The sequence below is a fragment of the Campylobacter sp. P0109 genome (assembly GCF_002138755.1).
Taxonomy (GTDB): domain Bacteria; phylum Campylobacterota; class Campylobacteria; order Campylobacterales; family Campylobacteraceae; genus Campylobacter; species Campylobacter devanensis.
Genome location: NZ_MJKK01000004.1, coordinates 54,955 through 67,919 on the forward strand (window position 1 = coordinate 54,955; position 12,965 = coordinate 67,919).

The 12,965-nt window shown below is 32.8% G+C and carries 10 protein-coding genes; 7 read left to right on the forward strand and 3 right to left on the reverse strand.

Annotated elements, in window-relative coordinates:
- Positions 1 to 20: 20 nt before the first annotated feature.
- Positions 21 to 884 (reverse strand): hypothetical protein, encoded by an 864-nt coding sequence (locus tag CIGNP109_RS05100; protein ID WP_086228461.1) that lies wholly within the window; start codon positions 882 to 884, stop codon positions 21 to 23.
- 239 nt (positions 885 to 1,123) lie between these two features.
- Positions 1,124 to 2,779 carry a DASS family sodium-coupled anion symporter gene (locus CIGNP109_RS05105; protein ID WP_086228462.1) on the reverse strand — a complete coding sequence of 552 codons (1,656 nt, stop codon included), beginning with the start codon at positions 2,777 to 2,779 and terminating at the stop codon, positions 1,124 to 1,126.
- A gap of 282 nt (positions 2,780 to 3,061) precedes the next feature.
- On the opposite strand from CIGNP109_RS05105, the gene CIGNP109_RS05115 reads away from it, so the two are divergent.
- The 4 genes from CIGNP109_RS05115 to uvrA all read left to right on the forward strand — a co-directional run bounded on the left by CIGNP109_RS05115 (position 3,062) and on the right by uvrA (position 9,457).
- Positions 3,062 to 4,066: a Fe(3+) ABC transporter substrate-binding protein gene (locus CIGNP109_RS05115; protein WP_086228463.1), complete on the forward strand. Its 1,005-nt coding sequence runs from the start codon at positions 3,062 to 3,064 to the stop codon at positions 4,064 to 4,066.
- Positions 4,063 to 5,679 carry an ABC transporter permease gene (locus tag CIGNP109_RS05120; RefSeq protein WP_086228464.1) on the forward strand — a complete coding sequence of 539 codons (1,617 nt, stop codon included), beginning with the start codon at positions 4,063 to 4,065 and terminating at the stop codon, positions 5,677 to 5,679. The genes CIGNP109_RS05115 and CIGNP109_RS05120 overlap by 4 nt, the downstream gene beginning before the upstream one ends.
- On the forward strand, positions 5,666 to 6,574 hold the full coding sequence (locus tag CIGNP109_RS05125) for an ABC transporter ATP-binding protein (RefSeq protein WP_086228465.1): 909 nt from the start codon (positions 5,666 to 5,668) through the stop codon (positions 6,572 to 6,574). Before CIGNP109_RS05120 ends, CIGNP109_RS05125 begins: the two co-directional genes overlap by 14 nt.
- A 63-nt stretch (positions 6,575 to 6,637) precedes the next feature.
- The gene (uvrA, locus tag CIGNP109_RS05130) at positions 6,638 to 9,457 is read left to right on the forward strand and encodes an excinuclease ABC subunit UvrA (RefSeq protein ID WP_086228466.1); all 2,820 of its coding nucleotides are present in this window, start codon (positions 6,638 to 6,640) and stop codon (positions 9,455 to 9,457) included.
- Between the two features lie 52 nt (positions 9,458 to 9,509).
- Here the strand turns inward: uvrA and nusA are convergent, their stop codons facing one another.
- Positions 9,510 to 10,613, reverse strand: a complete 1,104-nt coding sequence (gene nusA / locus CIGNP109_RS05135) for a transcription termination factor NusA (protein WP_086228467.1) — start codon at positions 10,611 to 10,613, stop codon at positions 9,510 to 9,512.
- A gap of 187 nt (positions 10,614 to 10,800) precedes the next feature.
- Between nusA and CIGNP109_RS05140 the strand changes: the two genes are divergently transcribed.
- Genes CIGNP109_RS05140 through CIGNP109_RS05150 form a run of 3 tightly spaced genes read left to right on the forward strand, consistent with a single transcriptional unit; the run spans position 10,801 to position 12,960 of the window.
- On the forward strand, positions 10,801 to 11,043 hold the full coding sequence (locus CIGNP109_RS05140) for an HP0268 family nuclease (RefSeq protein WP_086225084.1): 243 nt from the start codon (positions 10,801 to 10,803) through the stop codon (positions 11,041 to 11,043).
- A complete protein-coding gene (gene miaB / locus CIGNP109_RS05145; RefSeq protein ID WP_272887907.1) occupies positions 11,040 to 12,350 on the forward strand; it encodes a tRNA (N6-isopentenyl adenosine(37)-C2)-methylthiotransferase MiaB in 1,311 nt (436 codons plus the stop codon). The genes CIGNP109_RS05140 and miaB overlap by 4 nt, the downstream gene beginning before the upstream one ends.
- Positions 12,334 to 12,960, forward strand: coding sequence for a lysophospholipid acyltransferase family protein (locus CIGNP109_RS05150; RefSeq protein WP_086228468.1), 627 nt, complete (start codon positions 12,334 to 12,336; stop codon positions 12,958 to 12,960). The genes miaB and CIGNP109_RS05150 overlap by 17 nt, the downstream gene beginning before the upstream one ends.
- Positions 12,961 to 12,965 lie beyond the last annotated feature (5 nt).

Sequence of the window (12,965 nt, forward strand, 5' to 3'; positions counted from 1 at the left end):
TTTTATAAAATTTGTATCAATTACTCAATACCAAAATTACAAGAAAAAATAGCACTATTCCATAGTGCAACTTGGCTATTTTTACTAATAAATATATCCAGAATTGAATCATAGCCGATTTTTGTGCTATTTTTTAAATTTAAATTAAAATCATAAATATATAAATTTGAATCCCAATCGCCAATATAAATATTATCTTTATAAATTTTTATTGTGCTTATTTGGTTGTTTGAGATTTTATAAATTTTATCTTTATAGATTATATTGCCATCTATTAGTCCTATGATTAGTTCTTGATTTAAATCTATCATTGCAGTTGGTAAATTTGATGTTTGCATAATTTTGTTGATTGTTATCGTATCTAATTCAACTTTATATATATTTCTATCAAAACTAGCGATATAAAGAGCGTTGTCAATTATATGTGTAGCAGTTATCTTTGAGTTTAGGTTTAAATTTGATTTTTTATATATATTATTAATTGTATCATAGATTATTAAAGTCGCATTGCCAAGAGTAAATATAATCTTATCTTTGATAAAATTTATAGATGTAATGCCATCTATTATATTGGTTTTTGTCGGGTCAATTAGAATTGATTTAACCCCTTTTGGGTTAATTTGTATAGCATAGCCACTATCTAGGCCAATTATAAGATTTAGATTATTAAATTTAATTACATTGATTTTATCAGATTTTATATCTATTTGAGATAGGATTTTGTAGGTTTTAAGATCTGCTATATATAAATTTTTTAGATTACTATATGCTATTTGTGTTTGGCTAACATCTACGCTATTTATATCATCACTAGGTTTTTGCACTAGTTGGCACTTTGCAAAGCCTATTATAACAAATACAAAGATACAAAGTAAAATTTTCATATCTTAATCTTTCCATGCTTATTAATTTTTATAATGTTAATATAAATTATGTAATTCATAATTATATCATATTTTTTTCTAAATGATTATTGAAATTATCAAATTTTATTAATTAAATTTGTATATTTATTACAATGTGTAATTTATAAATATTAAAATTATGTTGATAATAATTTTGGATTTAAAAAGTGTATTAAATTTAGATGAGGTAGCTAGGCGAATTCGCCTAGCTAAAAGGATTATAAGCTTAGTCCAAATACTGTAGTTGCAAGGAATACAACTGTTAGTGTGATTAGGAATACACCTATTATATTTAACCATAAACCAGCTTTGATCATATTGCTGATTTTGACATAGCCAGAACCATAGGCAATAGCATTTGGTGGAGTAGCTACTGGTAACATAAATGCACAAGTAGCAGCAAGAGCAACTGGAACTGTAAATAGCATTATATTTTGTCCTTCGTATCCTAGACCGATCGCCACACCAGCAATTACTGGCAAGAACGCTGCTGCGGTAGCTGTGTTTGATGTGATCTCTGTTAAGAATATAACAAGAGCTGTAACAATTAATATAATTAATATAATTGGCATAAATCCAAGAGCTGATACTTGATTTCCAATCCATAAGCTAAGACCAGTTTTACTAAATTGAGCTGAAAGCGCTAGACCACCACCAAATAAGATTAAGATATCCCACGGCAATTTTTTGGCCGTATTCCAATCTATCAATCTCTCATGATTTGAATTTGCTGGAATTATAAAGAGCAATACAGCAACACTCATAGCAATAACAGAATCCAAACTAGCGACTTTAATTCCATAGTGTTTAAATATAAATCCAAGGAATATCCAACAAAGCGCAGCCAAGACAAACACGCCACCTACTAGCCACTCAGCTCTACTCATTGAACCTAGTTTTTTGTATTCTGCATGAATGACCTCTCTACCGCCTGGAATCTCATTAATTTCAGGTTTAAACAATACATAAACCAAAAGCGCCCAACAAGCAATCAGCATAATAATAGATAGAGGAACACCCATCAACATCCACTCGCCAAAGCCAATTTCGATACCAAATTCATTTTTCATATGAGCTACTAAAAGCGCATTTGGCGGAGTGCCGATAATAGTGCCAAGAGAGCCAACAGATGCAGCATAAGCTATACCAAGCATTAAAGCAATACCGAAATTTGAAGTATAGGCTGCGGTTTTGTCTTTGATTTCGCTTACTACATCTTTTCCTTTATGGATAACAGCACTTGCAAATCCGCCTTGAGTGCCTTTGCGGCTTACTTCATCAAGGTGTTTTAAATCGCCTTCTACTGTGCCATCTTCTTTACCGGTTAATTTACTTACTAAATGAAGAACAGAAAGACCAACTGGAAGCATCATAACAGCAGTTGCAGTATTGCTAACCCACATAGACATAAAGCCAGTAGCTATCATAAATCCAGCCACAAGGCGTTTAGGGCTAGTACCTACTAAAAGTACAATGCCAAGAGCAATACGAGTATGGAGATTCCATTTTTGCATAGCAAGGGCTAAAACGAAACCACCCATGAATAGATATATAGTATCACTTGCGTATGGAGCGGCGGCGTTTTTGAATGTATCAACACCAAGAATAGGGAATAAAACCATTGGAAGAAGAGCCGTAGCAGGAAGCGCGATAGCCTCAGTCATCCACCATATACCCATTAAAACAGCCACAGCGGCAACTATGGGAAGAGCATTTACATTGAGTGTTTTGCCATTTGCGGCTGCTAAGGCTATCTCGCCAGCATTGCTAGGCATTATGTAGTAAACAAGCATAGCAGCTATAACACCACCGATTAAGCCGATGATTTGTACAGCATTTGTCTGCTTGTCAACAGGGATGTTTGGATTAGACATCTGTTAACCTTTATTATGAAATTATTTAAAATTGCATTATATCAGCAATATCTCAAATTTAATAAATTTAAGCCTAAATTCAGTAAAAAATTTATAAAAATGTGTAATTTAGTAACACTTTATTATAATTTTGATTTAAAATTTTATTTCAAGTTATATTTAAATTTAATAATTATTGGCCCAAATTTAATTCAATAGAAATTAATAACTATTATCATTTACAGAATATTTACTTCTTAGAGCTAATATTTCGCTATTAAAATTAAATTTCAGGAGAAAATGATGAGAAAGATTATCATAGCTGCACTACTTAGTGCTACGACTTTGGTATCAGCTGAACTCAATATATATTCAGCTAGACACTATGATGCTGACTTTGAGATATATAAAAAATTTGAGGCTCAAACTGGTATTAAGATAAATCACACAACTGCAAGAGCGCCTGAGCTAATTAAAAGATTGCAATTAGAAGGCAAGAATTCTCCAGCAGATATATTTATAACTGCCGATGTTTCAAATTTGACTGAGGCTAAAAATGCAAATGTATTATCCCCAGTAGATTCTAAATTTCTAAAAGATACAATAGCTCCAAATTTAAGAGATAAAGATGATATGTGGTTTGCTATTACTAAAAGAGCAAGAATTATCGCATATGATAAAAATGCTAAAATCGATCCAAATTTAGTAAAAAATTATGAAGATTTAGCAAAACCTGAACTAAAAGGTAAAATCTTAGTAAGAAGCGCTACAGCTGCATACTCTAAAACTTTACTTGCTTCAATTATTGCAAATGATGGCAAAGAAGAGGCTAAAAAATGGGCTAAAGGAGTATTGGATAATTTAGCAATGCCTCCAAAAGGTGGCGATAGAGACCAAGCTAGACAGATGGTATCTGGCGTAGCTCCATATGCTGTTATGAATACTTATTATATAGGACTTCTAAGAACATCTAAAAATCCAAAAGATGTAGAAGTAGGTAACTCAATTGGTATAATATTCCCAAATCAAGATGGCCGTGGTGCGCATATTAATGTAAGCGGAATTGCTATGACAGCATCAAGTAAAAACCAAGAAGCAGCTAAGAAATTTATGGAGTTTATGCTAAGCAAAGAGGTTCAAACAATGCTAACAAATATCAACTATGAGTATCCAGCAAGAAGTGATGTAGAACCTTCAGATGTAGTTAAATCATTTGGTAAATTTAAAGAAGATAGCATAGAAGTATCAAAAATCGCAGATAATGTAAAAGATGCAGTACTTATCTATGATGAAGTAGGATTTAGATGAGAGATAAAACAAAAGCTATAAAGATCCTTGGGCTTTTTATAGCTTTTTTAGTTGTTGTTCCTGTTATTAGTATTTTTATTGAATTTGGCTCATATCTATTTGAGGCTTTTGCTAGTAGTGATGATTCAAGACTAGCTCAAATTAGTGGAAATTTAAGCCACTTTTTTGAGTTTTTATTTTTTAGATTTGTTAAAGATACATTTATAGTGGCCTTTTTTGTGCTAATAATTTGTTATATTTTGGGTGTTTCTACGGCTTATTTGGTTAGTAATTATAATTTTTATTTTTGTAAAATTTTAGAAAATTTACTAATTTTACCGCTTGCTATTCCGGCTTATATTTTGGCTTTTGTTTATGTTGGAATTATGGATTATGGAGCCGAGTTTGAAAGTATATTTGGCTTTAGAATTGATATTTTTAATATTTATGGTGTTATTTTTGTGCTTAGTGTATCTTTATATCCATATGTATATTTATTTGCCAAGTCAGCTTTTAAGAGCGAATCAATGGCTATTTATGAAGTGGGAAAAATCAATGGATATAGCGAATTTAAGATATTTTATAAAGTTAGCATTAAGATAGCTATGCCAAGCATTATAGCTGGGCTTATGCTTGTGCTTATGGAGGTTTTGAGCGATTATGGAGCTAGTGCGTATCTTGGGGTAGATACATTTAGTGCAGGGATTTTTAAAACTTGGTATGATCTTGGAGATCCATACTCATCAAGTGCGCTTTCAGCAATTTTAATGCTTTGTGTTTTTGCTCTTATGTATGTAGAGTATAAAGAGCGTCAAAAGAGCAAATTTAGCTTTAATCAAGATATTAGTGAGTTTATTCAAAAAAGAGATCTTAGCAAATTTAAATCCATAATAGCAACTCTATATTGTTTTATAATATTATTTATAGGATTTATATTGCCATTTATATGGCTTGGATATTGGGGGCTTAAAGATTATAAGCTTTTTGAAATTGATTTTTATATTTTGAGTTTAAATTCGCTTATTTTAGCTGGAATTACTGGACTTGTTACTACTATTTTGGCATTTATTTTGTGTTTTGTAGCTAGAATTAACAAAGGTGGAAAATTTGGCTTTTGGATACTTAAGGCTAGTTCAGTAGGATATGCTATTCCAGGGGCTGCTATTGGTGTAAGTCTTATGATAGCAGCTGCATTTATAGGCGAGATTTTTAATGTGGCAATTTTAGGAATATCATTTAGCGTTTTAATTTTTGCCTATGTAGTTAGATTTTTAGCTACTGCTATATACTCTATTGATGGTGGTTTTGCTAAAATTCATACATCTATTGATGAGGCTGGATATATGCTACGCCCAAGCTATTTTATATTAATGATAAAGCTATATATGCCGCTATTAAAGCAGTTTTTCTTACTCTCGTTTTTAGTTGTATTTATAGACACTATTAAGGAGTTACCACTTACTCGTATGTTATCGCCATTTAGTTTTGAGACATTGAGCGTTAAGGCGTTTTGGTACGCTACTGATGAGAGAATTTATGATAGTGCATTACCATCTTTAATGATAGTGGTGTTATCGTTATTTGTATTGATTTTTACCCATATATTTATAAAGGCAAAACGTGCTAGAAATTAGAAATTTGCATAAAAAATTTGGTCAAAATGAGGTTTTAAAAGGGATTGATTTAAGTCTTAAAAGTAATGAAATTTTATCTATTTTAGGTAGTAGTGGAAGTGGAAAAAGTACGCTTTTAAGATGTATTGCTAAATTAGAAAATAGTCAATACGATGAGTTAAGATGTGGATCAAATGTTGGATTTATGTTTCAAAATTATGCTCTTTTTCCTCATCTTAGCGTATATGATAATATCGCTTTTGCTTTAAATAAACTAAGCAAAAAAGAAGCAGATGATAAAATAAATGAGCTTTTGACTAAATTTGGCATACAAGGACTAAAGGATAAAAAGCCAGATCAAATCTCAGGAGGACAAGCTCAAAGAGTTGCATTTGCTAGAGCGATTGCTGCTGGTGCTAAATTACTACTTTTAGATGAGCCGTTTTCAAATTTAGATCAAGGATTAAAGCAAGCTTTAAGAGTAGAATTAAAAGAGATGATTCAAAAAGAGGGCTTATCTGCTATTGTTGTTACTCATGATATTGATGATGCTTATTATTTAAGTGATAAAATAGCCTTAATTGATGGTGGTAAAATTTTAGATATCGGTACTCCAAATAAGCTTTTTTATAGTGTAAAAGATGAAAAAAGCGCTCAAATGCTAGGTGGATTGAACTATATACACAGCGATTTAACATCTCAAGATAAGTTTTTTGATTGGATTAAGTCTCGCAATAATATATTTGCTTATTCAGAAATTTATATGGGTGGAGAGTTTGAAGCAAATGTAATAAGCAAGAGTTTTATCGGACTATTTTATAAGATTGAATTAGAGTATAAAGGTATTAGATTTTACACACTTTGGCCATCTTGTTTAGAAATTTCAAATAGTGTTAAATTTGGATTTTATAATTAGACAAATATCTTATTATTAAATTTTAGATATAATCCAAGATTTTATTTAAAATATGGATTAAAGATGAATGAAATGATTAAGATTAGAGGTGCTAAAGAGCATAATCTAAAAAATATTAACCTAGATATTCCAAAAAATAAATTAGTGGTATTTACTGGTCTTAGTGGAAGTGGTAAGAGTACGCTTGCATTTGATACTTTATATGCTGAGGGTCAAAGACGATATATAGAATCTCTCTCAAGCTATGCTAGACAATTTCTTGATAGAGTTGGCAAGCCAGATGTCGATCATATCGAAGGATTAACCCCAGCTATAGCAATTGATCAAAAAAGTACTAGCAAAAACCCTCGCTCTACAGTTGGAACGATCACTGAAATTTATGATTATCTAAGACTTTTATATGCTAGAATAGGTATTCAGCACTGCCCCAAATGCGATCAAGTAGTATCTCAAATGAGTGCAAGTGATATTATAGATCAGATTCTTAAACTCCCAAATGGTGCTAAAATCACAATTCTTTCACCTATTGTAAGAGAGAAAAAGGGTAGCTTTGCTGATACATTAGAGAGTCTTGCAAATAAGGGCTTTATAAGAGCGATGATAGATGGCGTGATGGTGCGATTAGATGAAGAGATAGAACTATCAAAGACCAAAAAGCATACTATAAAAGCTGTTATAGATAGAGTTGTAGTAAATGAAGAAAATAGTGCAAGAATTGCAGATGATGTTCAAAAAGGGCTTTATGAAAGTTTTGGTGAGTTAGAAATTGAAATTTTAAATGCTGATGAGATAGGACTAGAGAGTTCTCATATTCACTTTAGCGAACATAATGCTTGTTTTAATTGTAAAATTAGCTTTAATACACTTGAGCCACTTAGTTTTAGCTTTAACTCGCCTAAGGGGGCATGTCCTAGCTGTGATGGGCTAGGGATTCGTTTTAGTTTAGATTTAAATAAGATAATAGATGATAGTTTAAGCATTGAAGATGGTGCTGTTAAGGTAATGTATGGATTTAATAAGAGCTATTATTATAAATTTATAATGGCATTTTGCGAACAAAATGATATTAGTGTTAAAACACCATATTATCAACTCGATGAAGATGCTAAAAGATTAATACTATATGGCAATGCAAAAAGTATTGATTTTTTATGGAAAAGCCATAGAATTAAAAAGCACTTTGAAGGAGTGCTAAAAGTTGCATATGAGATATTAAAAGATGATAAAGATTTTAGCGAGTATATGACTGAAAAAGTTTGTGAAAGCTGTAAAGGTAATAGGCTATGTAGCGATAGTTTGGCTGTTAAAGTAGCGTCTAAATCAATAGGCGATATTATTAACATGAGCATAGAAAATGCTACTAAATTTTTTAGTAATAATGATAGATTTGCTCACTTAAATCCTCAACAAACTCTAATAGCTACTCCAATTTTAAAAGAGATAAATGAAAGGCTATTTTTCTTATATGATGTTGGGCTTGGCTATATTAGCCTTGGTAGAGATGCTAGAACTATCAGTGGTGGCGAGGCGCAGCGTATTAGGATCGCTAGTCAGATAGGAAGCGGACTAAGTGGGGTTATGTATGTATTAGATGAGCCTAGTATTGGATTGCATGAAAGAGATACTCTAAAGCTGATTAAAACCTTGCGAAATTTGCAAGAAAAAGGCAATACAGTAATTGTAGTAGAGCATGATAAAAAGACTATTGAAGCTGCTGATTATATAGTAGATATTGGCCCTGGAGCTGGAATTTATGGTGGTAATGTAGTTTTTAATGGTACATATAAAGAGTTATTAGCAAGTCAAACTCAAACAGCAAAATATTTAAATGGTCAAAAAGATATTAATTACTATCAAGGCAGAAAACAAAAACAGTGGCTAAGCTTAAGTGGAGTAACTATAAACAATATATCAAATTTAAGCGTTAAATTTCCACTTAGTAACCTTGTAGGTGTAACTGGAGTAAGTGGTAGCGGCAAGAGTTCGCTAGTGCTTAAAGCTCTTTTGCCAGCAGCTGAGATAGATCTAAATCGTGCTAAAAAATTTCAAGCTTTAAAGGGTGTTAAAATAGAAGGCTTAGATCAGCTAGATAAGGTCATCTATCTAGACCAAAGTCCAATAGGCAGAACTCCACGCTCCAATCCAGCTACATATACAGGCGTAATGGATGAGATAAGAGCGTTATTTGCAGCGACTAAAGAGGCTCAGATTAGAGGGTATAAAATCGGACGCTTTAGCTTTAATGTCAAAGGTGGTAGATGCGAAAAATGTAGCGGTGAGGGCGAGATAAAGGTTGAGATGCACTTTTTACCTGATATTAATGTAATATGTGATGTATGTAAAGGTACTCGCTATAATGCTCAAACTTTAGAGATAAGATATAAAGGCAAAAACATATCTGAAGTATTGGCTATGAGCGCTGATGAAGCGTTGGAGTTTTTTGCTAAGGTTCCTAAAATTTATGCTAAGCTTAGCACTATTTGCTCAGTCGGTCTTGGCTATCTTACTTTGGGTCAGCCAGCTACTACTTTAAGCGGTGGTGAAGCTCAACGGATTAAACTAGCAAAAGAACTTAGTCGTACCGATACTGGCTCTACTCTTTATATCTTAGATGAGCCTACAACTGGATTGCATTTTGCTGATGTTGATAGACTTACTGGAGTTTTACATCATTTGGTTGAATTGGGAAATTCAGTTATAGTAATAGAGCATAATTTAGATGTGATTAAAAATTGTGATTATATTATAGATATGGGGCCTGAAGGTGGAGCAGGTGGTGGCAAGGTAATTGCTAAGGGTAGTCCAATAGAGTTAGCTAAAGGATATCAAAAGAGCGGTTCTCATACTGGTAAATTTTTAGCTTTAGAGCTTAAGATAGAATAAAATTAATTTTTAATTCATAGTAAAAGAATTCGGCTAGACCGAATTCTTTATTTTAAAGATCACCAAAGAGTGCTTTTAGATTTTTTAGACCCTCTTCGTTGTTGATTTGACCCGCTGGTGTGGCATTTGTCAATTCTTCTAGTTCAATCTCATATTTAGTTAACATACTTGCTAGTCTAATATTTATACCGCTTGCTCCAATTGCTTTTGATTTTTGTTCAGGTACTAGTGATACTATAGCCTTTTGTCCATCTATTTTTACAGAGCTTACTATAGCAGGAGCTAAAGCGCGTGCTACAAAAATAGCTGGTTCATTACTATACTCAATAGCGTCTATATTTTCACCATTTAACTCATTACTTACAGCATTAATTCTTACGCCTTTTATACCTACTGTTGCACCAACTGCATCGATATTTGGGGTAGTAGAATATAAAGCAATTTTGGCTTTTTTACCTGGTATTCTAGCGCTATTTTGAATGATTACACCACCATCTTTAATCTCAGGAACTTCAGCTTTTAAAAGCGCTTCAAGAAATTTGGGTGATGTACGAGAGAGTTCAACTTTTATACCATCTTTTTTATCTAGCCTTACGCTTTTAATAACACATTTTACAACATCACCAATTTTAAATTTTTCATCTTTAATACGATTTTTCATGCTCATTACAGCTCTGATCTCATCAATTTCGATGAATGTATTTTCTTCAGAATCAACTCGTGTAACTGAACCAAAGACAAGTGAACCAATCTTAGCATTATATTTTTCAAAAATTTTCTCTTCTATTAGGCGTTGGATATGATACTCTATCTCACGGCTAAGCGTTCCAGCAGCTGTGCGACCTAGATCTTCTATATTTATTTCATAGTTTAGACTATCGCCTATTTCAAGGCTTTTATCAAATTCATGAGCTTTATCAAGGCTGATAAAATGCTCATTATCTAGGCGTTCATCATCATTATTAACAACTAGAATTTTTTGATATAGAGTGATATTTTTAGTTGTTGGATTAATTAGTGCTTCATACTCGCACTCTGAACCATATAGTTTCTTAGCAGCTGATTCAAAGGCCTTTAAGATTCTGGCTTTTACATCATCAATGTTTAAATTTTTTTCATTAGCTATTGACTCGATTATATCTAATATTCTCTCCATAAAGTTGCCTTTTGTGATTAATTTGTCAAAATAATAAATTATTGAGATTTAAAATTTGCAAGCCCGTTATTTTATCTTATATTAGCTTTTATAATCTTTAAATATATTTATACTATATAATTTAAACGAAATTTTATAGCAAATTTGATATACTAATGAGTTAAAATCACTCAAAAAGGGATAAAAAATGGAGTTAAAATTAGCTAGAGCTGAGTTAGATGCAAAACCAAAAACAATTAGTCTAGAAAAGATCGAGAGTGCTGCGCTAAAAGATGGTGGAAAGATATTCTATTTTGATCGTGATAACTCACATAAGCAGCTTATTGCCTTAGTTGAGCATTTTGAGAACAAAGGATTAAGCGTATATCACCGCACGGTAAAATATGGCCTAGATGAGAATGACTATATGTATGAGGTGCATATACTTTGAGTGGGGAAAATAGTAAAAAAAAGCTCTTTATAGAGACTTTGGGGTGCGCTATGAATGTTCGTGATAGCGAGCATATCATAGCTGAATTAGATGATGAGTATGAGACTACTAATCAGATTGGCGAGGCTGATCTAATCCTTATAAATACTTGTTCTGTGCGTGAAAGACCAGTGCATAAGCTCTTTAGTGAGGTTGGCGGATTTGAAAAAGTCAAAAAACCAGGAGCAAAAATAGGTGTTTGTGGTTGTACGGCTAGCCATCTTGGCTCTGAAGTATTTAAGCGTGCGCCGTATGTGGATTTTGTCCTTGGAGCTAGAAATGTATCAAAGATCAAAACCGCAGTCAAAACGCCTAAATTTGTGAGCGTAGATATCAATCACGATGAGAGCGAGTATGCGTTTGGCGAGTTTCGCACTAGCCCATATAAAAGCTATGTAAATATCATGATAGGATGTGATAAGAAATGCACCTATTGTATAGTCCCGCACACTAGGGGCGATGAGCTAAGCATACCAAAAGATATAATTTTAAATGAGATTAAAAAAGCCGCTAATAATGGAGCTAAAGAGATATTTTTGCTAGGGCAAAATGTCAATAACTATGGCAAAAGATTTAGCAATTCTAATGGCCAAAAGATAGATTTTAGCGATCTTTTGAATTTAATTAGTCAAATTGATGGCGTAGAGAGAATTCGCTTTACTAGTCCGCATCCTTTGCATATGGATGATAAATTTTTATGCGAGTTTAGCTCAAATCCTAAAATTTGTAAATCTATGCATATGCCACTACAAAGTGGAAGTACAGCAATACTAAAAGCTATGAAACGTGGATATACTAAGGAGTGGTTTTTAGATAGAGCAAGTAAACTTAGAACGCTTTGTCCTGATGTTAGCATATCAACTGATATTATAGTAGGATTTCCTGGTGAGAGTGACGCAGATTTTGAAGATACGATGGATGTTTTAGAAAAAGTGAGATTTGAGCAAGTTTTTTCGTTTAAATACTCGGCCCGCCCACTAACTCCAGCAGCCACTATGCCAAATCAGATAGATGATAGCATAGCTGGGGCTAGGCTCACACGCTTACAGTCTAGACATAATGAAATTTTAGATGAGATTGTAGCTAGTAAAATAGGACAAATTTATGATGTCTATTTTGAAGAGCTTAGGGCTGATGGAATGATAGCTGGTCGTACAGATAATAACTTTTTGGTTCAGGCCAAAGGCAGCGAGGAGTTGCTAGGCAAATTTGCTAAGGTTCAAATCACTCAACCAAGAAGAATGGTATTAAATGGGCAGATTATTTAGGGCTAAATTTGTTAATAAAATAGTAGAAAATTTACTAGTTTTTATAATTAAGCTTATATATCTAACTTGCAAAAAGGAGTTTATTGGAAAAGCGCCAAAGAGCAAGCCAGTAGTAGCTCTTTTTTGGCATGAGAAGTTAGCATTTATGCCATTTATTTTTAGTAGTTGTTGGCAAGGCAGAAATGCGAATGTAATGATCTCAGATCATAAAGATGGTCAAGTAATTAGCGATATTATTAGCCATTTTGGTATTGGTTCGATTAGAGGAAGTTCATCAAAAGGAGCCTTGAAAGTTTTTCTATCAGCAATAAAATCAATCCATAATGGAATTGATGTAGTAATTACCCCAGATGGTCCACGAGGTCCAAGACATAGCATTAGCGATGGCTCAGTGGCAGTTGCACAAAAAACTGGAGTAAATTTGATAGTTTTAAGTTACACAGCTAGCAGGTTTTGGCAGTTTAATAGTTGGGATAAAATGATTTTGCCAAAGCCTTTTTGCAAGCTTACCTATTGCATTGGGAACGAATTTGGCTTAGAAGGTTTAGATATGCAAGAAGCTAAAGCATTAATAGCTAAAAAATTTAATGAGGTAGATAATATAATCTAAATTTA